The following is a 25,771-nucleotide window of genomic DNA, read 5'->3' as shown; positions in this document are numbered from 1 at the left end:
TATATGACTAACATTATTGAATTAACCCAATCACAAATGAGTCACGACGACACGCGTGCCGCTCTGCGCTCTATTGTTGATAACGATGGCATGACTTATACCGCCATATCGCGGGAAGCGGGCTTATCGAGTACCGCGGTGTCTCATTTTATGAATGAGAAGTACAAAGGCGATAACGATGATGTCAATACCAAGTTAAACCTCTGGTTAGAAAACCGTACTCGTCGTGCAAACGAAATGCCACAAGCACCGGATTTTATTGAAACCAAAACCTCAAGACAGATTGATAGTGCGTTGCAATATGCGCAATTAGCGCAATGTATTACCGTCATTTACGGTGTTCCTGGTGTGGGAAAAACCAAGTCATTACAACACTTTGTACAGAAACGCCCTAATGTCTGGTTAATTACTATTTCACCCTCTCGCGCTAGCTTGAGTGAATGCTTATATGAATTAGCGTTAGAGTTGGGCATTGGTGATGCCCCGCGCCGTGCGGGTCAGTTGGGGCGTGCTGTTCGTCGTAAATTACGCGGGACAAATGGCTTGCTGATTATTGATGAAGCAGACCATTTAGGTTATCCCGTTTTGGAAGAGTTACGTATTTTACAAGAAGATACGGGCATTGGTTTAACTCTGGTGGGTAACCATCAAGTGTATTCAAAGCTCACAGGCGGCAACTCGCGTGATATGGATTTTGCCCGTTTATTTAGTCGTATTGCTAAAAAAGTCTCTATCTTGAAACCTAAAACAGAAGATGTAAAAGCGATTGCGGCCGCATGGCATCTCGGACAGCCCGAACGTGCATTAGTGTTTGAACTGGCTAAAAAGCCCGGTGCGTTGCGTGTGATATCTCACACCTTACGTTTAGCGTCGATGTTTGCCGCAGGGGCTAATGAAGTGTTGAACGAAAAACATATTCGTAAAGCAGTCAAAGATTTAGAAGGTATTGAGGAGAATGTTTAATGAATATTTCTATTAATACAGAAAATCAATCTGTTATGTCTGATTTAATGCGAGCTGGCTCAGTGGTTCAGCAGTTAGAGCAGCAAGGCGTTACGGTGTTAAGCGTCATTACTCGTCAAGGTAAACCTTGTATTCACATTGCCCGCCACAGCTACTGTGATGCGCTTATTCGAGACGGTAAGGCCGCTTACCAATATTTTAATCAAAACAAGGGTAAACAAGGCGTATTTGATACTTTGGGCTGCCGCGTTTACTGGTCTGAATCTATTCATTAAGGGGGGCTTTCATGCCAGCAAAAATTACAATTGTTATTACAGAAAAAAGTAAAGGAAATTTTGAATACACCATCACAGGTGATCGCATTGCCGCAATGACTAAGAATGAAATGGAAGTCGCTAAGTTATTGGTTCAGGGTATCAATGGCGGAATGCTTAACTTTCAGGAGATACAACATGTTAGCGAATGACAAACAATTTACCCAACATGAAGCCCCTGAAGGGTTTTGGGTTAACGCCAAAGGCCATAATGTGCCTATCATTAAAATCAAACCTATTGACCGTCTGCGCGATACCTTAGTGGGCGATATTGTTACGCCAGCAAGAGAGCTAAATCAGGCGCTGAAAAATTTTAAAACTTTTGCGTTCCGTACGATTGATGCGTTTCGCGAATTATCGGCCGAGCAATATGACGCGGTTATTGGGGGAGGAAAAGGCAACATTAAACTCTATGCATTTGATGGTGAACATTATATTCAGGTCGCTATTCAAGACCGCATGGCCTTTGATGAACGTTTGCACATCGCTAAAACACTGGTTGATGAATGTATTTTGTCGTGGTCTGAAGGTGCGAATCCCAATATTTCAGCCATTATCAATGATGCTTTTCAGGTAGATAAAGAAGGTAAAATCCGAATTAAAGAAATCTTAAGCCTGCGCCGTTTGGATATTACCGACGAAAAATGGCTTAAGGCAATGGAAGCGATTAGTGAATCAATTCATACCGTTGATAGTTGCCGCTACATCCGCATTTATGAGCGTAAAGGCGATAACAATAATTACATCCAAATTTCACTCAATATTACAGGGGTTTAACTATGGCTAGGCAAATCAAGATTAGTTCAGGTTCATGGCAATTTGATTTGGAAATGGTTGTATCTGTCGTTGATGAAGTTAAGTTTAAAGCAGAATGTGAAGCAATTAATAAATTTTTTATTTCCGCTGAATATCGAAAAAGTAAATTTGGTAGCCATGAAAAAGCAGGTTTCGCCATGTTCTGCGCTGAGTGTTTTCAACAGATGGCATTTAATAACTTCAAAGATGAAGAATGGCTTACCGAACAGTTCGATTGGTCTAAGGATAAAGGTATTGAAGGCTTTCCTAAATTGGATGATATGGGAATTCGGATTGATGAAATTGAATCATGGTTTATTGATCCTGATGAAATAGAGATAACTGGGTGGGAGGAAAATAAAGGCTAACCATAGCGTTAGTATTTATAGAGCAAATATTACATATTATTTAAAAATAATTTAACCCACTAAAACTAAACACTTTTTAATTAATGGCGTAAACCCGTCAGGACACGCTTACGCCTAAATCCAGATAACGAGGTATTTCCGATGGCCATCCATATTAAACAAATAGGTTTAGTTAGTGCTATCTCTCTTGAAATAAGTAACCAATATTCAGGCATTAAAATTAACCAAACTCAATTAGGGGCAATTGTTGAAGCTGCAAATCTAGTTTGTGCTGCCTTTATTGAAAAAAATCACTGCGATAGCTGCAATGACAAGCTACGTGGTGGCTGTCTACCAACATGTGCTTTTTATCAAAAAGGAGTCACACATGACTAGTGATCAACTGGTACGTCTTATCCACATTGCAAAGTCTAAATTGAAATTAGACGATGATACCTATCGCGCGATGTTAGTAACAGCAACAGGTAAAGATTCTTGTCGCAAAATGCGCCATGGTGAACTTCAGTTAGCGTATGACGCCTTTGTTGAGCGTGGATTTAAACGCAGCTTTAAAAAGCATAAACAGCGAGTTAAACACCGTTTAAATGGTCAGGATAAAGCCGCTGAAATTGGTAAAATTAGAGCCATTTGGATCACGATGCACCAACAGGGTTTTATTGTTGATAGTTCTGAAGAAGCACTCAATAAATTTGTACAGCGTCAAACTGCTCGATTAAATAATGGTATTGGTGTTAATGAGTTAGGTTGGCTTGATGGTGAATTAGCTTATCGTGTACTGGAATCACTGAAGCAATGGCATCTTCGCATGATGCTTGATGTATTCCGTGATATGGGGAAACAGTTACCAGAACGCCGTGGATATGATGCCGTCTGTGATGCATTCGGAGGTGTACAATGAAAATTGGCCGCTGTCCAATTTGTCACTCTGACTTTCATTTAGACGCCATACTGGAAGATGAATCCAGCCGCCTCTTAATGGATAAAATCAGTAAGTTATCTCATGGTTGTGCTCGCCATTTAGTTAACTATATCGGCTTATTTCGTCGAGAGAAAAATAATCTGTCAAATAGCCGTGCCCTAAAACTGGTTGAAGAAGTGCTTGAACTTTACCCATCGAATCGAGTGTTAGCCCATGCACTGAGTGAAACGGTAGAACGTATTCGTGAAAAACGTGCGCAAGGTGATACTAAGCCGCTCTCGAATCACAATTACCTCAAGACGGTTTATAGTTCTTCACAACAGCTATTTGCACAAAGTAGCAATGTTAAAGAACGTGAGAAAAAACAAACTTCTGGCTCTGATAGTCAAGAAGCATACCTAAAACAAATGCAAAGTTATGGTGTTGATGTAAATGGTTTGCCCGGTGGTAAAGAATGGCTATCTAAGAAAGGAGGCTAACGTGGATAATCTACCGCTTTTTGATGATGACCATGCAGGTATAGGGCTGCTAGTAGACCAACTTAATGATATTCCTACTAGTGAACTACAGTCACGTTGGCCGCAGTTATTAGCTGATATAGTGGATTTATTCCACGCTGAATTGATGCGTCAAGGGTATGATGAGCCTAAAGCTCGATTGGCTGCCAGTAAATTGGTAGTGGCGTTATCTCATTATTATGGTGGTCGGGCTGTTTATTTACCCACAGGTGACACTTTGAAGGCAGCTCTACGGGACAACCAATTGTTTATCGAATGGAGCCTTGAATCCAAAGGGGATATTGATGTATTGGCTAAAAAATATGGTCTGACTAATTCGACAGTCTATGCCATAATCCGCCAACAGTTAGCCTTACACCGTAAGCGTCATCAGATTGATTTGCCAATTTAAAACTTGAGGGTGAGCATGAAAAAATTACTGTTTATATTTAGTTGTCTTGTACTTTCATTTTCTAGTCAGGCATCTAAAAAACTACCTGATTTTGAAACACTAAAAAACAAAATGGAAAATTTTGGGGTGTTATCAGCGAAAGAATGGAAAAATACAGGAAATACTAATATCGCAATAATTAATGGCTCTCAATATTGGTCGAATGATAAAGCTATTGCTGCTATTTTTTCACTCAAAGGCAACCGAGAGGAATTAGATGAAAAGCTTCTTGATACAGCAACGAAATGTTTAAAGATTTCTAGAGCTGCTATGGGGGAATTGACAGAGGAACAGGCTAACGATGTATTGTTAACGATAGGCTATTCTGGGAAAGTTGATGACAGGCAGGTTTCAACTTTCATTAATGGCTACTCTTTTTTCTCATCTCTACAACCAAGTAGCACTACGAGTGAGATTGTTTTTACTTGTGGTGTTAGGCAGAATGACTTCTAATATAACTATCTGAATACAGACCCGCCGAATTGGCGGGTTTTTTGTTTGATTCCCCACAAACCCACCATTCACATAAAAACCCTGAATATAAGCCATTATTTAATCTTATTCAGGGGCATTTATGAAAAAGCCATTTGTCTTTTCCCAGCGCAGTAAAAGCAACCTTGTGGGTGTTGATCCACGCTTAGTGAAAGTGATTACCCGCGCGCTTGAGCTTACCTCTGCCGATTTTGCCGTCATTGAGGGTCTCCGTTCCCAAGCGAAGCAGGCTGAATATGTCAATAATGGCGCGTCACAGACGCCTAATAGTCGCCACTTAACAGGTCATGCCGTTGATATTTTGCCGTCAGCCATGAAGCCCGGCATGGTTTGGGATGAACATCCAGAGCTTTTTGAACCTGTGCTACTTGCCATTAAACAGGCGGGTGATGAATTGGGCATCCCATTGCGTTTTGGTAAGAACTGGACGCATGACCCGTCATTACCGATTAAGACGCGTTTTATTGATTATCCGCACGTCGAAATTCCGCGCTAAGTCGAGGTGAATCATGTTACCGCCTGCAATCGCTGACACGCTGTTACTAAAACTTAATCCTGCGCTACGTAACCCGCGCTATTACCAAACGTATCAATCAGGTCGTGAGCAATGCTTAGCGCGTGGCCTTGCAGGTGATGACATTACCGCTGTTCCACTCTATAGCCACAATCAGACCTATCAATCGTTTTTCCGTCAAGGCTGGTTATCAGTCACAGCTCAAGATATCCGCTTGGCAAAAGTCGAGGTCACGCATGTTCGCTTTACTTAAACAGTTGATCACTAACCCAGCCACGGGACGTTTATCAACGTCAGATACCACATTATTTGGGGCATTTATCGCCAGTACCTTTGTGTTGATTTGGGTCACGTTATCGGGGCGAATGGTGGATTGTGAATGGTTGTATGCGGGGTATCTCACGGCATGGGTCGTACAAAATCAAGCTTCAAAACAAGCTGCAATTAAGCGCGATAAGGAGCTAGGCCAATGAATACTACGCTAATTCGCTATGTCATTACCGCTGTCGCTGGTGCCTTAATTGTTGGCGGCCTCAGTGCATTGATGGCAACCAATATCATGCAATCGAAAGTTGACGATGAAATTAAAGCCCGTCAAACCATGGCGTTAGACTTTGCTCAAGCCCAGCAAGCCACCGCCGAGGATAATGAGAAAGCCCTCAAGCAGTTGGTGAAACAGCAACAGGAACAACTGATAAAAAATGTGGAAATTTCCAATCATGTCTACAGCGAACTTAAAAAGATCACCATGGCGGCCAATCGGATTGAGCAACAAATTCCCGATGCGGTTGCCCTCGATGGCAATCATTACACTGGCCTTGGGGTTAATGGGTTGCGGCTCTACCGAGAAGCCTTCGGTTACGGTGACACCCCCCGTGGTGATCGCCTCGTGCCCATTGCCCCCGAACGACTTACTCCAATTCCCACCGAAACCGCTGCCCCCACCAACGGGCAAACCGGAAGCCCTACTCAAACACGCGAGCGATTACGGCCAGTGGAGCCTAAGCCTCGAAGTCAAGCTGATGGGGTTACAGAAGTGGGTCACCGAAACACTCAGGACGAACCATGAAGGTGATAGATAGAGCCTGTGAGCTTGAACAGTGGCAGCGTGAGCAAGATTTAGCGCAACACTTTAAACAACAAGATGCGCAGGCAGGAACAGGCATATGTTGCGATTGTGGTCATGATATTGACCCTAGGCGATTGGCGATCAACCCCCGCTTTGAACGGTGCGTCATGTGTCAAAACCGTGTTGAAAACAGGAATAAGCATGTTAGACGTACTTAAAGAGCACTGGTCTATTATTTGGGCAGTGGCGACGAGTGTCGTGAGTCTGGTATTGCTGTTACTCAGTAAAACTTACGCTAAGCGAGATGAGGTTGAAGTGATGAAACAGCAACTCAATCAGCTTGAAATCTCACTGTCCACACTGCCTAACCGTGCGGAGTTACACAATTTGCAGTTAGAAATTGCCAGCTTACGTGGGGATATTAAAGCGGTTTCCCCAGAGCTGCGTCAGCTACGTCACCTCAGTGACTTGTTATTACAAAACGAACTGAAAGAGAAAAAATAATGTCAATGCACGAAATTTTAACCACTGACCAACGTTTGGTGTTATTGCGATCATTGGAAGAATGTGGCGGTGACGCGAATGAGTCTGTCTTGCAAACTTGCCTTGATGCGTATGGGCACCGCACGAGCCGTGATGTGGTACGCTCGCATCTTGCATGGTTAGAAGAGCAAGGCTTGTGTGTGACTAAAAACATCGCGGGTTGCCTTGTTGCCACTATCACGGGGCGTGGTTTAGACGTTGCGGAAGGTCGTAGCACTGTCCCCGGTGTGAAACGTCCTCGCCCTCGGAGTTAACCATGAGCGATAAAAAAACGCGTGGGCGTCCCTCCAAGATTGATTTGCTTCCCGAAGCGATACGTGACCAGTTGCACGCACTCTTGCGAGATAAGCGCCATACGCAGGAAGATATTCGCGCGGCCGTCAATGAGTTGATTGATGAGTCTGGCTTACCTGAAGACCTGAAAATCTCCCGCACGGGGTTAAATCGTTATGCGTCCCGTATGGAAACTTTGGGTGCAAAAATCCGCGAGGGGCGAGAAATTGCCGATGTCTGGGTATCAAAACTTGGCTCTGCGCCGACCTCTGACGTCGGTAAGTTACTGCAAGAGTTTGTCAAATCATTGGCATTTGAAACCAGTATGTCCCTGTCTGAAGGGGATGCGGTGGTAGAGCCTAAAGCCTTGGCACAATTGGCGCTTGTTGCTTCTCGTATCGAGCAAGCGGCGATGATGAGTACCAAACGTGAGAAAGAGATCCGCGCTGCATTTGCGGCTGAAGCGGCGACAGAAGCCGAGAAAATGGTCAAGCAAGCTGGACTCACTGAAGAAGCGGCGGCCAATATCAAACGCCAGATTTTGGGGATAGTCTAATGTTAGCCTCCAAGTTAAATCCCTCCACCGAGTTTATTCTAGGGGCGGCGAATGACGCGCAATTTAACCCAACGGATGTCTTACTCGCGTATCAAAAACGCTGGATTGCGGATGATTCACCGCTCAAGATTGCGGAAAAGTCCCGCCGAACCGGGTTAACATGGGCGGAAGCGGCAGACGCCGCGCTCACTGCCGCGCTCGCGCGTGAGGCAGGCGGTACAAACCATTTCTATATCGGCTCGAATAAAGAAATGGCGCGTGAGTTTATTGATGCGGTGGCGATGTGGGCAAAGGCTTATGGGCTGGCAGCGGGTGAAATTGGCGAGGAAGTGCTGCAAGATGAGGACAAAGATATCCTCACTTTTGTTGTCTATTTCAGTAGCGGCTTTAAAGTGCAAGCCTTATCGAGTAACCCCAAAAACCTGCGGGGGATGCAAGGTAATGTCACCATTGATGAAGCGGCTTTCCATGACCAATTAGCCGAGGTGTTAAAAGCGGCTCTAGCACTCACCATGTGGGGGGCAAAAGTCCGTATCATTTCCACGCATAATGGTAATGAAAATCTGTTTAATGAGTTAATCAAAGACTCACGTGCAGGCCGTAAACGCTATTCTATCCATACCATCACCTTAGATGATGCGTGTAACGATGGGCTGTATCGTCGTATTTGCCAAGTACGCCGCCAAGAGTGGACGCAAGACAAAGAAGACGAATGGAAAGCCAATTTACTCAAAGATACAGCCACTGAAGATGATGCGCTGGAAGAGTATTATTGCGTGCCGAAACAAGGCTCTGGTGCCTATATCCCACGCGTCTTGATTGACCGAGCCACCGATGAAAACTGTTTAGTGGTGCGTTTTAGTATGCCTAACGGTCACATGACATGGACAGAAGATGAGCGTGTGAGCACGGTTAATACGTTTATTGCTGAAGAAATCACGCCCATTATTCACCAGTTTGATCCTGATACGCGCCACGCTTACGGGCAGGACTTTGCGCGCTCTGGCGACTTATCCGTTATCGGTGCGGGCAGTGTTGAGCAAGACACCCGCAGGGTGCTAAAACTCACGGTAGAAATGCATGATGTGCCGTATAACCAACAGCGTCAAATTGCGCTGGCCGTGATTGATGCGCTACCCCGTTTAGTGGGGATTGCGGTCGATGCTACGGGGAATGGTGGCTATTTGGGTGAGGCGTTACTGCTCCGCTACGGTGAGGACATGGTAGACGCCATTCATATTACCGATAATTTTTACCGTGAGTGGTCACCCAAATACAAAGCGCTGTATGAATCCAATGATATTTCCATCCCCAAAGATGAAGACATCATTGCCGACCAGCGGCAAATGCAAAATATTCGCGGTGTGCCAAAAATCGACAAAAACCGCCGTAAAGGCGCGGACGGTAAAAAACGCCACGGTGACAGTGCGGGGGCGTATTTGATGTTTACTCGGGCGACGTATCTTGACGGGCAAGAGATGGATTTTACTCCGCTCCCCGATAAACGTGCCGCGTCCAATGATGACGATGATTATCACAATTTTGATAGGGGGTGCTGGTGAAAATTTTGAATAGTATGAATCGCATGAGGGATGCTCTAGGGCGTCGCTTTTGGTTTAAGCCGCACAGCCAAACCCAAGATGATGAGTCGCGCGTCCATCAACTCAATCGCTACTATGGCGATCATCCCGTTAGCGGGCTAACACCTGCACGCGCGGCGGAAATCCTACAAAATGCCGAACGCGGCCAATTACTCGCGCAATGTGAACTTGCCGAGGATATGGAAGAAAAAGACCCGCATTTACAGTCTGAATTGGGCAAGCGTCGCCGTTCACTTCAGGCGCTCGACTGGAAAATTACACCGCCACGCAATGCGAGCCGTGAAGAGAAGCGAGATGCGGAGTTACTCACTGAAATTTTAGATGATGCTGAGTGGCTCACAGATTGCATCTTTGATGCGACAGACGCCATTTTAAAAGGGTTTAGTTGCCAAGAGATTGAATGGGAAGAAGCTGAAGGCTTGATTATTCCGCGCTCCATTGAGTGGCGTGACCCTGCATGGTTTCAAACGCCTCAAGGTGAGCGCAATGAGTTACGCTTGCGTGATGGCTCCGCCGATGGGTTAGCGCTTCAACCGTTCGGCTGGGTGCAGCATGTGGCAAAATCCAAATCGGGTTATCTGGCGCGTACAGGGCTTATTCGTACCTTGGTTTGGCCTTTTATCTTTAAAAACTATTCCGTGCGGGATTTAGCCGAGTTTCTCGAAATCTACGGTTTGCCCATTCGCGTTGGGCAATACCCCGCAGGGGCAACCGACAAAGAGAAAGACACTTTGATGCGGGCAGTGATGTCGATTGGGCACAATGCGGGCGGTATCATCCCCCGTTCGATGCTCATCGATTTTAAAAATGCCGCCGACGGTACGGCCGACCCATTTCTCGCCATGATGAATTGGGCTGAAATGAGTATGTCTAAAGCCATTTTAGGCGGGACGTTAACCAGTCAGGCCGACGGTGCGACCAGTACGAATGCCTTGGGTAACGTACATAATGAGGTACGCTTTGAGGTGCGCGACAGTGACGCCACACAGTTAGCGGCCACTTTGACCCGTGATATTGTATTTCCACTGTATGCGCTCAATTGCCAATCATTCGATAACCAACGCCGTAAACCGAAGTTTGAGTTTGATTTGTCCGAGCCGGAAGACATTACGGTCTATTCAACGGCCTTGCCACAACTGGTCAATATGGGGATGAAAATCCCGACTCAGTGGGCGCATGATAAATTGCAAATTCCCATCGCCAGTGAGGATGAGGCCGTATTGACCCCCGCCGCACCCGCTACACCCGATTTTTCTACCGCGCTACTGAATGCCAAACAGTGCAATGAACCGCGTCAAGTGGCTCTCGCTGCAGAGCCTGAAGCCGCCTCAGTGCAAACCATGGCGGATACGGTTAGCCCGCAAGCGTGGCAATCGACCGTTGACCCGTTGTTGTTGCCGCTGATTGACGCGATTGAAACGGGCGGCTTTGCGGCGGCACAACAGCTTGCGGATGAGCTTTATACACAGATGGACGATACCCAGTTAACGGATATGCTCCATCGTGCGATGTTTGTCGCTGAATTGTGGGGGCGTCTCAATGCCACAGCCCGTTGATTTAGGCTATGCCGCTACGCTTGAGCCTGCCTTAGCGGTCGATTACTTTCGGTCAAAAGGCTATGACATTACATGGAATTGGCAAGAAGCCAATGCGACCAGTCATGCGAAAGCCTTTACCGTGGCGAAAGCAGCACGTCTCGATATTTTACAGACCCTCCGCGCGGAAACTGACCGCGCCATTAGTCAAGGTATCACCGAGCACGAGTTTAAACAGAACCTCTCACCTCGCCTACAAGAGCAAGGTTGGTGGGGGAAACAGGTTATTGTGGACAGTGACGGCGGTGCGGAAATGGTGCAAATGGGCAGCCCGTCGCGGTTGTCGACGATTTACCGTACCAACGTCGCAACTGCCTATCAAGCGGGTCGTTATCAACAGCAGCTCGCGAGTGTCGAAACACACCCTTACTGGCAGTATATTGCTATCCTTGATGGACGCACCCGCAAAAGTCATGCTGCCATGCATGGCCGGGTCTTTCGATATGATGACCCGATATGGGATAAACTCTATCCCCCGAATGATTGGGGCTGTCGTTGCCGTGTTCGAGCACTCACAGAGGCACAAGTTAAACGCATGGGCTTAACCGTCGAATCAAGCACAGGTGCGTTACAGACTCAACAAGTTGAATCTGGCGTGGATAAGCGCACAGGCGAAGTGTACGAATCTGAAACCACCACGTTTAATCGTGGTGGTCAATCGATGACCACGGGCGCAGGTTGGTCAAATAACGTGGGACAAGCAGCGATGGGCGCAGATGTGGCAATGGCGAAAAAACTCGTTGAGATGCAAAACCGCGCATTACGCCAACAAGTGATCCAGTCGATGAATAACGCCCCAGCACGTCAAGCCGCGTTTGCACAATGGGCGGGTGAAACACTGACACAGCAGAACGCCCCGCAAACCACCCAATCATTAGGGTTTGTCAGTGACACGGTGGCGGTGGCTGTCGAAAAACGGTTAGGTCAAGCTGCCCCACGCGTGGTGACGGCCAATAATGCCACCCTGCAATCAGGGCTAACGATGGCTGAATATCAAATGTTACCGCGCATAATCGGGCAACCTGTGGCGGTTATCTTAGATAAATCCCAACAGCAATTATTGTATGTCAGCGCCACGGGGCGTGATGTGGGGCGTACCGTGGTTAGATTACCGATTGGTGCGAGTCAGGATGCTTTGTTAAGTCAAGCCGTACAAGCCGAAATGATGCCGTTATCCTCGTTACAAACGGGATTACAAAACGGCCGCTATGAATTGATTGAGGGGGGATTATGAGAGTAGAAAGCCAGATTGATGTTACACCCATTCAACAAGCCTTTAAGCGCCTTCAGCAACTCGGCACAGATACAACTCCTATCACGCGCAGTATTGCGACAGTCCTTGCCAGTGAAAGTGAAGATGCATTTGCCAGTGAAACTGACCCGAACACAGGAAAAAAATGGTCACCGTTAAGTGCGCGTTATCAAGAAAAACTCGACGATAGCGGTCGTAATGGGTTGATGCTGCAACGCTCACAAGGTGGTCTCGCCATGTCATTAACCACGACTTATGATGCAACCCGTGCCGCCATTGGCTCCAATAAAGCCTATGCAGCCCTACATCAATGGGGCGGTTTACCCACTATGCCCGCCGCCCCTGCGGCTGTGCCTGCACGTCCTTACATGGGGTTATCACCGCAAGGGGTGGCTGATATTGTAGATATCATTCGCCAGAAGCACGAGGAAGCCTCAAGGCAACGTTAACGCCCGTTATATCATGTTCAACCCGTTTAAACGTGTGATAGCGTTTTTAAACGGGTTTTAAACGCGGTATAGTGTCCTTTCTTAACCTGCTTTTTAATTCTCCCTCTCATTAAGGTGTGATTTACCACAAACCCGCCTTGTTTTGTTCCTCCGCCACAATGGCGGTATGAAAACCCGAAAAAACACCCCACACAAACGCGTTGCCATTTTAAGTGCAGCGATAACAAACAGCCAAGATGGCTGGTATCAACTGCTGCCTGCGGGGCATTTTGCCGCCCGCGATGGTCGTCCCGATGATGTACCGGGTAACCAGTGGTTTATTGATGCCACCATTGCCGCGCAATTTATCGAGGCCACGGCGGCTATCGGTCAACCTGTGTTGTTTGACTATAACCATGTGACGTTGAAACAAGACGAAGACCCGACCGCCTGCGCCGAAGCCAAAGCGGCAGCATGGTTACGTGACCCGCGCAACGATATGCAGTGGCGCGAAGGGTTGGGTTTATTTGTGCGCTTGTCATTAACGCCTGCTGCACAAGCCGCAGTTGATAATGGTGAGTGGGCTTACCTTTCGGCGGTATTTCCTTATGACGAAGCTGGCTATCCGCTTTATTTGCGAATGGGCGCGCTGACCAATGACCCCGGTTTAACCGGAATGCAATCCATGGCCGCACTGAGTGCGCGGCTCGATACTTTAATAACCTTATCCCCCCAACCTGAGGACGTTCTTATGAATGAAACTCTCCTTCAGCTCCTTGAGAAGCTGGGCATTACCTTGCCAGAAGACACAAGTGAGCTGACTGAAGACACGTTACATGAGCTTTTAGGGCAAGCCATGGCAGCGATTGATACCTTACTTGCTTCCGCGCAAGTCGCCGTTGACACCCTTGATGTGATTGATACCACGCAAGATACCGATGTTATCGCAGAAAATATCACCGACATCGTGGATGGCAGCAGTACGGAACTTGCCGAAGTTGAGCAAATTCTCGAAGAGGCCGCCTTAAGTGGCATGGATTTAACCAAAATGGTGCCTAAAAGAGCGTATGACCTGCTAGCTCGCTCAGCGGCAGTATTGAGTGCGCGATCTAATGGTGGTGATACAAATGCCTTAATTCGCGCAGCTCGCCGCGAAGGGCGTATTGTCGCGGCTGAAATTCCCGTGTTGCGTGCGATTGCAAATACGCAAGGCGTTGCCGTGCTGTCTGCCATGCTGAAAAAACGCCCGGCCATTAATGCTGTAACGCGTCGCCAAACAGCAGGATTGGTAAAACCCGCGAAAGGGGTTGCAGTGTTATCGGCATCCGATAAAGAGGCTGCACGTTTACAGGGTTTAACAGATGCGGAGTTCTTAAAACGTAAAAAACTGGGAGCTAAAAAATAATGGCTATTGTTACCCCTCAACTCATTAAATCCCTTTTTACAGGATGGAATGGCGACTTCCAAAATGGTTTGGAAGATGCACCGAGTCAATTTGAAAAAATTGCGATGACCGTCCCGAGTACGACAAAATCCAATACTTACGGTTGGTTGGGTAAATTCCCGGGCATGCGTGAATGGATTGGTAAACGTGTTATCAGTGATATGCAGTCACACGGTTACCAGTTAATCAACCGCCCGTTTGAAAGCACCGTGGGTGTTGATCGCGATGATATCGACGATGACAACATTGGTATTTATTCACCTCTCTTTACGGAGATGGGGCGTGCCGCAGGCGTTCAGCCCGATGAGATGTGCTTTGGTGCACTGACTAACGGCTTCAAAACATTGTGTTACGACAAACAGAATTTCTTTGATACTGACCATCCAGTTTATCCCAATGCGGATGGTACGGGTGATGCGGAAATTGTCAGTAATATTCTGACTGAAGAAGGTTATACAGGTCAGCCATGGTTTGTTCTCGATTGCTCACGCGCAGTTAAACCCATCATTTTTCAACAACGTAAAGCCCCTGAGCTGGTCGCCATGGACAAAGTGGATGATGAAGAAAACTTCATGCAGAAACTTATTCGTTACGGTGTCGATACGCGTTGTGAGGCGGGTTATTCATTTTGGCAGTTAGCCTATGCCGCCAAAGCTGAATTGAATGCTGACAACCTGTGGACAGTTATTCAGAACATGGGTGCCATAAAATCAGATGGTGGTCGTCCGCTAGCCATTGCTCCCACACATTTAGTTGTTCCGCCAACGATGCAAAAATTGGCTAAGCAACTGATTGAACGTGAGCTGATTGTCGACAGCAAAGGCGGAACAGTCAGTAATGAACTGAAAGACAGCCTCGAAGTTGTTGTAGGTCACTACCTTTAATCTTTTAAACGGGGTTTAAGCCCCGTTTAAATCAACTTAATCGGAGTTGAAATGCTATGTCTGATAAAGCAGATCCTAATGCGCTGGCGGCAGGTGAAATGGTGGAAATGGTCGGGGTTAACGTGGTTAACACGGCACACGAAGGCTACCGCCGCGCGGGTTTTATTTTACATCAAGGCGAAAACAACTTACCGCCCGTTACCCCTGAGGTGCTCAAGGCGCTCGAAGCTGACCCACGTCTCGCTGTTATGGTTATCGCGACAGATATTGATAGTGACACATCGCGGGGGCTGGGCGATCAGGTTATATCAACAACAGTAACCGTGGAAGATACGCCTGTGACTGAAACCATTGCGCCAGTTGAAACGCCAGCAGCCACTGAAGCAGAAGCGGCTCAACCTGAAACCCCAAAAAAAGGTAACGGTAAAAAATGAGTTACGCCACCCTGAAAGATATTTATGCGCGGTACAGCCAGAATGATTTGCATTTATTAACTGACCGCAAGATTGACAATTCTTTTAGCTTGCCGCTTGAAGAGTTGACGCCTGCCCGTCATGCCATATTACAAATCGCCCTCGATGATGCCACCGCCACGATTGACGGTTATATCGATGGCCGTGCCACGTTGCCACTAAAAACCGTGCCAACGGTACTTGTCAGGGTGGCGTGTGTGTTAGCGCGTTTTTCATTGGAAGAAGGTCAGGCCACCGATAAAGCGACCAAAGACCAAGAGGATGTTATCCGCTTGCTTGAAAAGGTCTCGGCGGGTGATGTCAGTTTAGGGTTAAGCCCCGAAGCAGAACGCCCTACGGGTGGCGATGTTGCCATTATTACCAGCGCGGGCAGTGTTTGGGCGCGTGATAAATCGAAGGGGTTTATCTAATGGCGATCACCTCGGATATTTCAGATAGCTTAATCGCGGGTATTTCAGCCTTATTTAAAAATACCTTACGCCGTGTCGATACGCATCCGGGTCAATGGAGCGATAGCACGGTCGCACTGATGATTAATACCCATCCTGCGGTTTATGTGGCATGGCTAGGCTGTCAACGTGGCGCTATTCCACGCACCGCAGTTTCAAACTGGGGCATTTTTATCAGTGCGCAAGTGTTGAATGGTCGCCAAACCAATCAGATAGGTATCTATGAAATTGTCGAACGCTTAACGGGATGGCTTAACAATCGCCGTATTGAGCCTGCGGGTACATTCTCATTAACGCAAGTCGCTAACCTGTGGAGTGATATCCAAAGTAGTGCAGGTGTTGCCGTGTACGGCCTCTATTTTGATGCACCACAACCGCTGCCTGACCCCGTTGATATGAGTGACCTTGATGACTTTGCGACCCATTACCAAGTCTGGACGGAGCCGAAAGGCACACCAGAGCAGGAAGCCTTAATTACTTTACCGATACAGGATGCACCATGACCATTTTGCATATTAAACCCGTTTCAGGGCTGACGGTTCGTGACCCTGAAACCTATAAACCCTTAGCGGCAGAAGGCGAAGTGAAGCCCCGTAACGCGTTTTGGTTACGTCGCCTCAAAGACGGTGATGTCGTGTTGGTTGACGAACAATCTCAAGGAGTTAAATCATGATTTCATTTAATGAGATCCCTTCGAATATTCGTGTCCCCCTCACGTACATCGAAATTGATAATTCTGCGGCGGTCACAGGTACACCACCCACGTTGCACAAAACGTTATTACTGGGTCTACGTAACAAAAACAGTCAAGTACTCGCGGGTGAGCCGTTTCGTATCACCTCACAAAGTGCCGCAGAGGTGGCCTTTGGTCGTGGTTCGATGCTGGCCGAAATGGCAACCCATTTTATTAAAGCGAATGCGTTCGCTGACCTTTGGGCGCTGGCTATCGATGATGACAGTAACGGAGTGAAAGCCGTTGGTGAAATTCAACCCATGGGGTCAGTGGCGCAAGCGGGTCAAATTGCTTTAATGATTGCAGGTCAATCGGTACGTGTCACCGTTCGTGCGGGGGATAGCGTGGCGGTGATGGCGACCAAAATCAGTGATGCCATTAACAGCAATGACCGCTTGCCTGTGACGGCAACGGTTGAGCCTTTGCACACGAACGGCTCGCCTGTACCCGATAAAATCAATACGCATACGGTTAAACTCGCTGCGAAATGGTCGGGAGAAACAGGTAATGATATTGATGTCCGTGTTAATTATTACACAGGTGAATTACTACCATCGGGGATTGACGTCATTATTACCCCAATGGGTAAAGCCACAGGCAACCCTGATTTGTCCAATGCGATCACTGCCTTTGGTGATACATGGTGGAACTATGTGGTTAATCCGTTTACCGATACGTTAAATCTCAATCTCTTGCGTGACGAACTCAAAGACCGTTGGGGCGCACTCAAAATGATTGACGGCATTTGTTGGATGGCAAAGCGTGGCACTTTGGCGCAAGCGTCCAGCTTTGGCCTCAGTCGCAATGATTATTTGTTTTCCACCATGGCAACGGGAATGGCACCGCAACCCCCGTATCTTTGGGCTGCCACGCTTGCGGCGGTTGCAGTGGGTTCTCTGAGTATCGACCCCGCTCGCCCTTTACAGACCTTACAATTGCCTAGCATTTTACCTCCGTCGCTCGGTGACCGTTGGGCGCTGAATGAACGTAACTTACTGCTTTATGATGGAGTTTCAACCTTTACGGTTGATACGGGCAGTAATGTGCAAATTGAACGCGCTATCACCATGTACCGTGAGAACTCGTTCGGTGACCCTGACCCAAGCTATCTCGATGTCGAAACCATCGCCACGTTGTCCTATTTACGTTATGCAACCCGTGTGCGCATTACGCAGAAATTTCCGCGTCATAAGCTGGCTGATGATGGTATTCGTGTCAGTCCGGGGCAAGCGATTGTGACCCCTTCCGTGATTAAGGCTGAACTGCTAGCGCTCTTTACTGAGCAAGAGTTTGCGGGGCTGGTTGAGGATTTTGAATCCTTCAAGAAAACGCTGTTAGTTGAGCGTGACCCAAATGATCGCAATCGCGTCAATGTGCGCAGCAACCCTGATTTGGTCAATCAATTCCGCATTTATGCGCACGCTATTCAATTTATTTTGTGAGGATAACGACTCATGGCTAGCCCTTATCAGTACACAGGTATTGCTTACATTTTGATGAACGGGAAAGAACTTCCCACCCTTGAAGGGGCAACACTGACACCGGGCGGCAAAACCCGCACACCGTTAGTTGGCTCTCGCGTCTATGGTTTTCAAGAAGCGCCCAAAGAGGCGGGACTCTCCTGCACCATCCCGCAAGGCGATGGGGTCAGCTTGTTTGCCATTAAAAACGCCGTCGATGTCACGATTTCATTTGAATGTGACACAGGCGAGAAGTTTTTGCTTGCGAATGCATGGTGTGACGGCCAATGCACTTTAACGGGCAAAGGTGAAATTGCCGCTCAATTTAACGCTGTCGAATGTAAGGAAATTTAATCATGCAATTTACGTTAACGCACGGTCTGCCCTACGGCAAAGGTGAAGAGATGGAGCTACAACTTGACGTTGAATTACGTGAGTTGACCGCAGGTGATTTGATTGATGCAGAGGCGGCCAGTGAGCGTGTCGTCATGACTGCAAAAGGTGCAACCTTGCTGTCAAGTCCGTCACGTATGGGATATGAGCTTATCCGCCGTGCCATTGTTCGTATTGGCAAAATTAATGGCCCATTGCCGTTTGAGATGCTTAAAAAATTACATCAAGACGATTTAGAGCTGATTTCTGACCAATTTGGCGGATTACAAAACGCCGCTATCGCGACGGCTGAGGGCGTGGCGGATAAGGGGCGATAGTTTGCAGTGCGTTCGGAATGTCGAGCGTACTGCATTATATATCGGGATTAAGTTAAAAAGCGGTGCGCCATGGGCAATGGCGTTACCCTTGTCAAAATTACGGTTATATAAATCTTGGGTAGAGGCGCGGTAATGGCAACACAAAATAAGACACAGTTTACTGTTGATTTAGTGGGTAATGTCACTAGCCGCGCGCGCCAGTTCGGCGATAGCATTCGTCGCTTTGGAGCGGATGGTAGCCGCTCCATGAAATTGTTTACCAGTACCGTCAATGGGGCAAATGGCATTCTCGATAAGTTTGACAATAAGCTCGTTGGGTTCGTCACAGGCGGTGGCTTAGCGATGGCAGGCAAGAAAGTGGCTGACCATCAACAGGTTATGACGGAGTTAGGCACACAGTACAATTTAACTGCTGACCAAGTGAATGAGCTAGATGCGGCCATTTCAAAAGTGGCTGCTCATCGCCGTTTGAGTAGTGGTGATTTAACCGTCGCGACGAATGCTTTTTTAAATCAAACCAATGACTTTGACGCCGCCATTAGCCAACTCGATAATATCGCGCTTACGATTAAAGGTATTGGTATAGAAGCCAATACGGCGGGATCTAAAATCGGGGATATGTTCAATATTGGCTATAATTCCCCTGAGAAAGTGCGTAAGTGGCTTGACGGTATCGCAACATCTACTCAATTTGGCACAGGCAATATTACAGAACAATTTAGTGCATTACCGAGCGTGGGTAAAAATACGGCGTGGAAAAGCCAGAAAGACCAAATGCAAGTGCTAGGGATTATGCGTATTGCTAATCAAGAGTTTGATGACCCGACGCAAGCTGCTGCGGCTACAAAAGGTTTTCTAGATGTTGTCAGTGATAAAACAAAACAGAAAGCTTTACGTGCCTATGGTGGTATCTCAGTTAAAGATAAAGGTGGTAAGTTTAAGTCTCCAGCAGATTTGGTAAGTGAGATCAATACAGCTGCTTATAATAAAGAGAATAACCTTCAACAAGTTTTTGACGGTGACACTTTAAAATTAATGATGGCATTTACTGATTCAAAAAAGAAAGATCTCCTTAATAAAGCTGCAAATCCTGCAAATATCCAAGACGGCTTGATGGATGAAAAAGCCACTCAAAATGTACAAACCTTTAATGGTTCCTTGGTTTCATTGACCAATGCGGGCGAACGGTTTGCTCAGCTTAAACTCGCCAAACCTATCCAAGATTTAGCCGATGCCATCAATGACCTAACCCCTGAAGAACTCGATAAATATGCCGAGCGTATCGAAAAAGCGGCCATGGCCATTGGCGCTGTCGTTGCGGCGCGTTATGCCTTTCGGGGCGGTAAAAAAATCTATAACTTTGCGCAAGGTTTCCGCACGACAGGTGGCAGTGGTGGAAATAGCGACGGGGGTTTAGGTGGTGCGAGTGGTGATGTTGTCCCCGTTTATGTCACTAACTGGAAAGAGCAAGGCCGCGGTAATGGCGGTGGTGATAATGGAGGTTCAAACGCTGGTAACGATTTAAGGCGTAATGTTGCCCTCAAAGGTGCAACTGCTGCATTTTCTATGTTGCCTTTTTTAGACTCTGAAGAAGCCCAGGCCAACATCCAAAAAATGCGAGATAAACAGCGTGAAGACTATCCCTACGCGGATTTAGATTCTTTTATCCCTGCACCTGTGAGTAATTGGTGGAATAAACCCGATGAAACTCAAACTAAAAATAGCTTTGGTGATTGGTCGTCACCTTCCGGGGATTTGGTCGGTCAACTCATTCAAGCACTCCCTGAAGCTGCCCCGCCTGCCGAGGGGAAAATTGTTGTGAAAGTTGAATCGTCTGAAGGCTTAACCGTCAGAACTAAATCTGTGCAGTCTGAAAACGTCGATTTACGGGTCAATACGGGCTACAGCGGGGGGAATACATACTAATGGAATTCGAACAAGCAATGTCGTTATTTAACGATAATTCATGGCGTAGCCGCGTCAGTTCGGGCAAAGGGTCATTTCGGGGTGTCCCGTTCTTTATTATGGATGATGGCACGATTAGTGGTGGCCGCCGCCTCGTTCGCCATGAATACCCCATGCGGGATGATGGCGAAATTGAAGATATGGGGCTGTCCACCCGTGAATATGCGTTTACGGCCATTGTGTTTGGGGATGATTATCTTGACCAAAAAGATGCGTTAATCGACGCGCTTGAAGCCAACGAGTCGGGCGAAATTGACCACCCGTACTATGGCAAAGAACAAATCAAAATCGAAACCTACACCGTGCGCGAATCTTGCTACACGGGCGGTGTGGCGATGTTTTCCGTGACGTTTGTGTTAGCCACAGAAAATACGTCACCTATCGTGGCCTCGGAATCTACACTCAATAGCGACACGTTAACTGATAGCGCACTGGCAGATATTACCGACACTTACGGCACGTTTACTGACAAAATCAATAATGCCATTGACCGCATGAATGCCATTGAAAATACCGTCAATACGGTTGTGAATGGCATTCGTAGCCTTCCGGCTGGCTCGGGCATGAATCAACTGCTAGGGGCAGCACTCGGGTTAAAAGGCTCACTGAAGAACTTAATCAATGCCCCCAGTGAACTGTTTGGCTCGTTGAGTGATTTAATCTCGGGCATGGTCGATGTCGCGCCCGCCGATGCGGCCAGTCGTGCATTGCGTAAAACATCCAGTGCGCTTCAGTCGCAATCCACCTCGAATGTGCCTGCGGTGGCTGAATTTCAGCGTGTGATTAATACCACCACGGATGTTTTCTTAACCCGTGAATTAGCGGAGTTAACCCTCGATGCGGCGGGGGCTTCCGTGCGTGAGCAGCAATCTGCACCTAAATTAACGCAAGCGCCCAGTATTCAAGGGATAACGCCATTATTACCGACCACATCCCAAATTGATGAATCTCAAGTTGTGATCCCTTTAATTGAAACCGTGGGCGATGTGCTGCAAAACAGTCACGAACTGGACGAATCGCTGACTCAACTCATTGTGACCACGGGGGATTTAGGCTGGTTTAAAACCTCCGAGCAATTACGTGATTTTCGTATTGTGTTTTTACAACAGATGAAAACAACCTCAACCAGCTTGCCAACAGCGCGTACCGTAAAGTTAATGGATACCGAACCCGCGTTAGTCACGCTTTATCGTGAAACCCAAAGTGTGGCGCAGATTGACCGTTTTATTCGCCGCAATGGCATTCGTCACCCCGCGTTCGTCACGGGCGCATTATCGGTGGAGGTGATTGGTGGCTAATACGATTGAACTCAAATTAGGTAACACCATTTATTCGGGTTGGAAAAAGCTGGATGTTACACGCAGTTTAGAAGACATGTCCGGCCAATTTAGTTTGGGTATCACGGTCAAAAGCGATGATTCCCCACTCGTGCTTAAACCCGGTCAAGCATGCCAATTAGCGATGAACGGTCAGCCTGTTGTGACGGGCTATGTCGATTCGGTTGATGTGAGCATTAGCAGCGATGAGCGCACGATTACGTTATCGGGTCGCGATAAAACAGGTGATTTAGTCGATTGTGCCGCCGTACACGGCAAAGGCCAGTGGCGTAATGTGCCCCTAGAAACTATCGCTAAGGATTTATGTAAACCGTTTGGCGTCACCGTTCGTTGGCTAGTTAAGGACGCGGCGGCCGCAAGCGCGTTTCGTCAGTGGCAAATTGAGCCGGGCGAAACGGTGTTTGATAATTTATCCCGCGCAGCGCGCCATCGTGGCGTACTCATGACCAGCAATGCGGCGGGTGAGTTGGTGTTTGCGAGTGCTGGCACACAATCAGTCGCTACATTAATTCTGGGTCAAAGTGAGCGCCAAGGCGTTAAGGTGTTAAGCCTCGACAGTACGCTGTCATGGCAAGAGCGTTTTAGTGTGTATCGTGTAAAAGGCGCAAGTGCTGCGGGCGGCCGTTGGGGCGAAACTCAAACCGCTACCCAATCCACCGCCGTTTATATGGACACCAAAGACCCCGATATCACGCGCTATCGTCCGACCATCATTATTGCCGATGACAACATGACTAACGCCAAAGGCACCGCCCGCGCTCAGTGGGAACAAAAACGCGCCATGGCACACGCCACAAAAGCGAATGTCACCGTGCAAGGTTGGTTTAAATCGTCAGGCCAGTTATGGCAAACCAATGAAATAGCCCAATTACAAGCGGTTGCCGCAGGCTTTGTGGATGAGTCGCTGTTGATTGTCTCGGTTAATTTCTTGCTCGATAACGACGGTGGCACCACGACACGCTTAGAGCTGATGCCGCGTGATGGCTTTACTGAGCCAGCCGAACCTGAAGTTAAAGGGAAACATTCTGATATCAGGTGGAAACCATGATTGCCCAATTTAATAAATTTACGGCCAGTATTTCACGTCGTCTGCGGTTGCTGGTATCTCGCGGTGTGGTGAATTTCGTCAATGACTCCCTGAAGCAGCAAAACCTGCAAATTTCCATGCTAGCCGATGAAACCGCCGATGATGTGGAACGCTTCCAAGATTACGGCCACACCAGCGTGCCCCCTGCGGGCAGTGAAGCCATTGTATTATCGGTGGGTGGTGTTCGTCAGCACTTGGTGGCAATCGCGGTGGATAATCGCAGTGTGCGCTTAGGTAATCTTAAAGAGGGTGATAGCGCACTTTATCACCTCGAAGGTCATAACATTTTACTGACCAAAGATGGCGTTATTCGTATTGAATGCAAAAAACTTGAGATTGTGGCAGATGAAACCATGTTTGATTGTCCACAAACCCAGTTTACGGGCGACGTCGAGATAATGGGGATTAGTAAAGCGAAAGACCATCAATCGGGTGGTAAGAGTGGAAAAGACCACACCCATAAAGAGCATGACGGTTACGATACGGGCAAACCTCAATGAATGCAATCAATGATATCAAATTACAGTGGCAGTTAGATAATGCAGATATTGTGATTAATCAGGCTGATATTGCGCTGGATGATTCATTGTGTACCGCGGTGATCATCTCCTTATTCACTGACCGCCGCGCCTTAGATTCAGATGTCTTACCGACAGGCGCGAACAGTGATAAACGCGGTTGGTGGGGCGACAGTTTTAACACGCGCCCCATCGGTTCGCGCCTGTGGTTATTATCCCGTGAAAAACAGCTCTCATCGGTTTTGCATCGCGCTAAAAATTACGCCACTGAAGCGCTGGCATGGTTGACGGAAGACAAGCATGTTAAAGGCGTCGAGGTCACCGCCACTGCCCCTGAAAACAGTCTGTTATTACTGCTGGTTTCGTTAACGCTCCTTGACGGTAGCGTTTTGCCTTTACCTTTTAAAACACGATTAAACGGGGTTTAAATGCCGTATCAAGCACCGACACTCTCCACCTTAATTGCGCGCAATCAGGCCGACATCGAAAGCCGATTGCCGGGCACGTATGCACGCACCGCGTTTAGTGTGGCTCAAGCGATTGCCTACGCGAACGCAGGTAATGCGGCGGGCTTGCATGAGCATTTGGCGTGGACAAGTCGGCAGGTCGTGCCCCATTTAGCCGATGATGACAAATTACTTGAGCATTGCGAGTTTTGGGGGGTGTGGCGTAAAGCGGCCACCTTTGCAGAAGGCACATTGACGGTCACGGCCACTGCATCGGCTTTTATTCCTTCAGGTACGCGCTGGCAACGCCCAGACGGTGAAGTATTTGAATCAAAAGAGAATACGTATCTAGCCGCAGGCAGCAATAGCATTGCGGTTAACGCGTTAAATGAGGGACGTCTCGGTAATACGGTTGCAGGTGTGCCTTTTGCCTTGGTTTCGGCAGTCGTGAATGTGCAGCCTGATGCGGTCAGTCAAGTGATTAGTGGCGGTGCAGAGCTGGAAACTATCGACTCATTACGCTCACGCCTGCTATTTCGCGTGCAATACCCGCCTTCAGGAGGGAATCGCTTTGATTATGAGCGTTGGGCGCTCGAAGTGCCGGGCGTTACGCGTGCGTGGTGCATTCCGCGTTACCGTGGTCATGGCTCAGTCGGTGTGATGTTTGTGATGGATGAAGAACCCAATATTTTCCCCGGTGAAAGTGACTTAGCGCGTGTGAAAGATTACCTCACAGGTCACGTTAACCCCATCACTAACGAAGTTGAGGGGAAAACAACCGGCGCGGAACTGATAGTCATGAGTCCAGCGGCAAAAGTGATCGCGTTTAACTTGCGCATTTCGCCTAATACTGAAGAAGTGCGCCAGTCGGTTAAGGCGAGTCTAAAAAGTTACTTAGACAATTTGCCCCCGGGCGGATTGGCGTATTTATCCGAGCTGCGAGCCGCAATCTCTAATGCGCCCGGTGAAGTGGATAACACCGTTTACAGTCCAACGGCGGATATCCAAGCCAATGAAAATGAAATCTTTATTTTAGGCGACATTGTATGGCGATGAATCCTAGCGATTTTCAGCGTTCAGGCTTGCAGCTACTTCCCACTGGCCGCGCATGGACAAAAGAGCCTGACAGTGATTTAGGCCGCTTAATGCTTGCCACAGGTGAAGAATTTGCGCGAGTTGATGACATTAATGACTCGCTACTGAATGAAATCTTTGCTGACCGGGCATTTATGTTGCTGGACGATTGGGAGGATTTTGTTGGCTTACCTGATTGCAGTATTGATAAAGATTCGTCGATTCAAGCGCGCCGCAGAGCGACAAAATCAAAATTAGTGATGTCGGGCAGCTTATGCAATCAATTTTATGAGCAGTTAGCCGCAGACCGTGGCTATAACATCAAAATTGTTGAGCACTACCCGCATCATTGTTTACGGGATTGTAATTATCCCCTCTACCCAGCAATTAACTGGTTTCAGGTTTTTGTACACGTTGCAGAAATATCAACACAGTGGGCAACCGTGCTTGATAACTGTCAACAACGTTTACGTATTGCAGACGCCGCTGATTTAGAGTGCTTATTGGCGCGTTATGCCCCTGCTGAAACTGAATTTATTTTTATTTATGAGTGAGGTTTAA

General features: G+C 47.6%; 38 protein-coding genes. All 38 read left to right on the top strand.

The genetic code is table 11. The features are described from left to right. The first annotated feature begins 3 nt into the window (after positions 1-3). The gene (locus M1F25_RS21395; RefSeq protein WP_110591404.1) at positions 4-963 is read left to right on the top strand and encodes an AAA family ATPase; all 960 of its coding nucleotides are present in this window, start codon (positions 4-6) and stop codon (positions 961-963) included. Next, complete coding sequence (locus M1F25_RS21390; protein WP_181488563.1) at positions 963-1,238, top strand: hypothetical protein; 276 nt, start codon at positions 963-965, stop codon at positions 1,236-1,238. The genes M1F25_RS21395 and M1F25_RS21390 overlap by 1 nt, the downstream gene beginning before the upstream one ends. A gap of 11 nt (positions 1,239-1,249) precedes the next feature. Continuing rightward, a complete protein-coding gene (locus tag M1F25_RS21385) occupies positions 1,250-1,429 on the top strand; it encodes a hypothetical protein (RefSeq protein ID WP_181488561.1) in 180 nt (59 codons plus the stop codon). After that, entirely contained in the window at positions 1,416-2,054 is a 639-nt protein-coding gene (locus tag M1F25_RS21380) for a DUF3164 family protein (RefSeq protein ID WP_181488559.1), read from the top strand. Before M1F25_RS21385 ends, M1F25_RS21380 begins: the two co-directional genes overlap by 14 nt. Positions 2,055-2,056: 2 nt before the next feature. Further along, positions 2,057-2,440, top strand: coding sequence for a DUF2528 family protein (locus tag M1F25_RS21375; protein WP_181488557.1), 384 nt, complete (start codon positions 2,057-2,059; stop codon positions 2,438-2,440). Positions 2,441-2,581: 141 nt separating this feature from the next. Continuing rightward, complete coding sequence (locus M1F25_RS21370; protein WP_181488555.1) at positions 2,582-2,815, top strand: hypothetical protein; 234 nt, start codon at positions 2,582-2,584, stop codon at positions 2,813-2,815. Continuing rightward, positions 2,808-3,338, top strand: coding sequence for a gp16 family protein (locus M1F25_RS21365; RefSeq protein WP_181488553.1), 531 nt, complete (start codon positions 2,808-2,810; stop codon positions 3,336-3,338). The genes M1F25_RS21370 and M1F25_RS21365 overlap by 8 nt, the downstream gene beginning before the upstream one ends. After that, positions 3,335-3,838, top strand: coding sequence for a hypothetical protein (locus M1F25_RS21360; protein ID WP_181488551.1), 504 nt, complete (start codon positions 3,335-3,337; stop codon positions 3,836-3,838). The genes M1F25_RS21365 and M1F25_RS21360 overlap by 4 nt, the downstream gene beginning before the upstream one ends. 1 nt (position 3,839) lies before the next feature. Beyond that, the gene (locus tag M1F25_RS21355) at positions 3,840-4,268 is read left to right on the top strand and encodes a Mor transcription activator family protein (RefSeq protein ID WP_232368695.1); all 429 of its coding nucleotides are present in this window, start codon (positions 3,840-3,842) and stop codon (positions 4,266-4,268) included. Positions 4,269-4,283: 15 nt separating this feature from the next. Next, on the top strand, positions 4,284-4,760 hold the full coding sequence (locus M1F25_RS21350) for a hypothetical protein (RefSeq protein ID WP_181488547.1): 477 nt from the start codon (positions 4,284-4,286) through the stop codon (positions 4,758-4,760). A gap of 121 nt (positions 4,761-4,881) precedes the next feature. Then, positions 4,882-5,295, top strand: coding sequence for a M15 family metallopeptidase (locus tag M1F25_RS21345; RefSeq protein WP_181488545.1), 414 nt, complete (start codon positions 4,882-4,884; stop codon positions 5,293-5,295). A 13-nt stretch (positions 5,296-5,308) separates the two neighbouring features. Beyond that, the gene (locus M1F25_RS21340; protein WP_181488543.1) at positions 5,309-5,566 is read left to right on the top strand and encodes a hypothetical protein; all 258 of its coding nucleotides are present in this window, start codon (positions 5,309-5,311) and stop codon (positions 5,564-5,566) included. Continuing rightward, positions 5,550-5,786: a hypothetical protein gene (locus M1F25_RS21335; protein ID WP_181488541.1), complete on the top strand. Its 237-nt coding sequence runs from the start codon at positions 5,550-5,552 to the stop codon at positions 5,784-5,786. Before M1F25_RS21340 ends, M1F25_RS21335 begins: the two co-directional genes overlap by 17 nt. After that, complete coding sequence (locus M1F25_RS21330; RefSeq protein ID WP_181488539.1) at positions 5,783-6,382, top strand: hypothetical protein; 600 nt, start codon at positions 5,783-5,785, stop codon at positions 6,380-6,382. Before M1F25_RS21335 ends, M1F25_RS21330 begins: the two co-directional genes overlap by 4 nt. After that, the gene (locus M1F25_RS21325; protein WP_181488537.1) at positions 6,379-6,600 is read left to right on the top strand and encodes a TraR/DksA C4-type zinc finger protein; all 222 of its coding nucleotides are present in this window, start codon (positions 6,379-6,381) and stop codon (positions 6,598-6,600) included. Before M1F25_RS21330 ends, M1F25_RS21325 begins: the two co-directional genes overlap by 4 nt. Next, a complete protein-coding gene (locus M1F25_RS21320; RefSeq protein ID WP_181488535.1) occupies positions 6,584-6,886 on the top strand; it encodes a DUF2730 family protein in 303 nt (100 codons plus the stop codon). The genes M1F25_RS21325 and M1F25_RS21320 overlap by 17 nt, the downstream gene beginning before the upstream one ends. Positions 6,887-6,891: 5 nt before the next feature. Continuing rightward, the gene (locus M1F25_RS21315) at positions 6,892-7,179 is read left to right on the top strand and encodes an ArsR family transcriptional regulator (RefSeq protein ID WP_181489716.1); all 288 of its coding nucleotides are present in this window, start codon (positions 6,892-6,894) and stop codon (positions 7,177-7,179) included. A 2-nt stretch (positions 7,180-7,181) separates the two neighbouring features. Then, the gene (locus tag M1F25_RS21310) at positions 7,182-7,754 is read left to right on the top strand and encodes a DUF3486 family protein (RefSeq protein ID WP_181488533.1); all 573 of its coding nucleotides are present in this window, start codon (positions 7,182-7,184) and stop codon (positions 7,752-7,754) included. Next, positions 7,754-9,316 carry a terminase large subunit domain-containing protein gene (locus tag M1F25_RS21305; RefSeq protein ID WP_220129043.1) on the top strand — a complete coding sequence of 521 codons (1,563 nt, stop codon included), beginning with the start codon at positions 7,754-7,756 and terminating at the stop codon, positions 9,314-9,316. The genes M1F25_RS21310 and M1F25_RS21305 overlap by 1 nt, the downstream gene beginning before the upstream one ends. A gap of 14 nt (positions 9,317-9,330) precedes the next feature. Then, a complete protein-coding gene (locus tag M1F25_RS21300) occupies positions 9,331-10,911 on the top strand; it encodes a DUF935 domain-containing protein (RefSeq protein ID WP_181488531.1) in 1,581 nt (526 codons plus the stop codon). After that, complete coding sequence (locus M1F25_RS21295) at positions 10,895-12,184, top strand: phage minor head protein (protein ID WP_181488529.1); 1,290 nt, start codon at positions 10,895-10,897, stop codon at positions 12,182-12,184. The genes M1F25_RS21300 and M1F25_RS21295 overlap by 17 nt, the downstream gene beginning before the upstream one ends. Continuing rightward, complete coding sequence (locus M1F25_RS21290; RefSeq protein WP_181488527.1) at positions 12,181-12,651, top strand: phage virion morphogenesis protein; 471 nt, start codon at positions 12,181-12,183, stop codon at positions 12,649-12,651. Before M1F25_RS21295 ends, M1F25_RS21290 begins: the two co-directional genes overlap by 4 nt. 166 nt (positions 12,652-12,817) lie before the next feature. Then, positions 12,818-14,035 carry a phage protease gene (locus M1F25_RS21285; protein WP_181488525.1) on the top strand — a complete coding sequence of 406 codons (1,218 nt, stop codon included), beginning with the start codon at positions 12,818-12,820 and terminating at the stop codon, positions 14,033-14,035. Continuing rightward, entirely contained in the window at positions 14,035-14,958 is a 924-nt protein-coding gene (locus tag M1F25_RS21280) for a Mu-like prophage major head subunit gpT family protein (RefSeq protein WP_110591426.1), read from the top strand. The genes M1F25_RS21285 and M1F25_RS21280 overlap by 1 nt, the downstream gene beginning before the upstream one ends. A gap of 56 nt (positions 14,959-15,014) precedes the next feature. Continuing rightward, entirely contained in the window at positions 15,015-15,392 is a 378-nt protein-coding gene (locus M1F25_RS21275) for an HI1506-related protein (RefSeq protein ID WP_220129042.1), read from the top strand. Then, positions 15,389-15,841 carry a gp436 family protein gene (locus M1F25_RS21270; RefSeq protein WP_181488523.1) on the top strand — a complete coding sequence of 151 codons (453 nt, stop codon included), beginning with the start codon at positions 15,389-15,391 and terminating at the stop codon, positions 15,839-15,841. Before M1F25_RS21275 ends, M1F25_RS21270 begins: the two co-directional genes overlap by 4 nt. Next, on the top strand, positions 15,841-16,383 hold the full coding sequence (locus tag M1F25_RS21265) for a DUF1834 family protein (RefSeq protein WP_181488521.1): 543 nt from the start codon (positions 15,841-15,843) through the stop codon (positions 16,381-16,383). Before M1F25_RS21270 ends, M1F25_RS21265 begins: the two co-directional genes overlap by 1 nt. After that, on the top strand, positions 16,380-16,553 hold the full coding sequence (locus M1F25_RS21260; protein WP_181488519.1) for a DUF2635 domain-containing protein: 174 nt from the start codon (positions 16,380-16,382) through the stop codon (positions 16,551-16,553). Before M1F25_RS21265 ends, M1F25_RS21260 begins: the two co-directional genes overlap by 4 nt. Further along, complete coding sequence (locus M1F25_RS21255; protein ID WP_220129041.1) at positions 16,550-18,055, top strand: phage tail sheath subtilisin-like domain-containing protein; 1,506 nt, start codon at positions 16,550-16,552, stop codon at positions 18,053-18,055. Before M1F25_RS21260 ends, M1F25_RS21255 begins: the two co-directional genes overlap by 4 nt. Positions 18,056-18,067: 12 nt before the next feature. Next, positions 18,068-18,427 (top strand): phage tail tube protein, encoded by a 360-nt coding sequence (locus tag M1F25_RS21250; protein WP_181488517.1) that lies wholly within the window; start codon positions 18,068-18,070, stop codon positions 18,425-18,427. A 2-nt stretch (positions 18,428-18,429) separates the two neighbouring features. Continuing rightward, complete coding sequence (locus tag M1F25_RS21245; protein WP_181488515.1) at positions 18,430-18,783, top strand: phage tail assembly protein; 354 nt, start codon at positions 18,430-18,432, stop codon at positions 18,781-18,783. Positions 18,784-18,915: 132 nt separating this feature from the next. Next, positions 18,916-20,709 (top strand): hypothetical protein, encoded by a 1,794-nt coding sequence (locus M1F25_RS21240; protein WP_181488513.1) that lies wholly within the window; start codon positions 18,916-18,918, stop codon positions 20,707-20,709. Continuing rightward, complete coding sequence (locus M1F25_RS21235; RefSeq protein WP_181488511.1) at positions 20,709-22,046, top strand: DNA circularization protein; 1,338 nt, start codon at positions 20,709-20,711, stop codon at positions 22,044-22,046. The genes M1F25_RS21240 and M1F25_RS21235 overlap by 1 nt, the downstream gene beginning before the upstream one ends. Beyond that, positions 22,039-23,133 (top strand): phage baseplate assembly protein, encoded by a 1,095-nt coding sequence (locus M1F25_RS21230; protein ID WP_181488509.1) that lies wholly within the window; start codon positions 22,039-22,041, stop codon positions 23,131-23,133. Before M1F25_RS21235 ends, M1F25_RS21230 begins: the two co-directional genes overlap by 8 nt. Beyond that, positions 23,130-23,672: a phage baseplate assembly protein V gene (locus M1F25_RS21225; RefSeq protein ID WP_220129040.1), complete on the top strand. Its 543-nt coding sequence runs from the start codon at positions 23,130-23,132 to the stop codon at positions 23,670-23,672. The genes M1F25_RS21230 and M1F25_RS21225 overlap by 4 nt, the downstream gene beginning before the upstream one ends. Further along, positions 23,669-24,118: a phage GP46 family protein gene (locus M1F25_RS21220; protein ID WP_110591438.1), complete on the top strand. Its 450-nt coding sequence runs from the start codon at positions 23,669-23,671 to the stop codon at positions 24,116-24,118. The genes M1F25_RS21225 and M1F25_RS21220 overlap by 4 nt, the downstream gene beginning before the upstream one ends. After that, positions 24,119-25,192 (top strand): baseplate J/gp47 family protein, encoded by a 1,074-nt coding sequence (locus tag M1F25_RS21215; RefSeq protein WP_181488507.1) that lies wholly within the window; start codon positions 24,119-24,121, stop codon positions 25,190-25,192. Continuing rightward, positions 25,183-25,764 carry a YmfQ family protein gene (locus M1F25_RS21210; protein WP_181488505.1) on the top strand — a complete coding sequence of 194 codons (582 nt, stop codon included), beginning with the start codon at positions 25,183-25,185 and terminating at the stop codon, positions 25,762-25,764. Before M1F25_RS21215 ends, M1F25_RS21210 begins: the two co-directional genes overlap by 10 nt. The last annotated feature ends 7 nt before the right edge of the window (positions 25,765-25,771 follow it).

It is taken from the genome of Providencia sp. PROV109, from assembly GCF_033681625.1.
GTDB lineage: Bacteria > Pseudomonadota > Gammaproteobacteria > Enterobacterales > Enterobacteriaceae > Providencia > Providencia hangzhouensis.
This window is presented reverse-complemented; position numbering and strand designations above follow the sequence as displayed.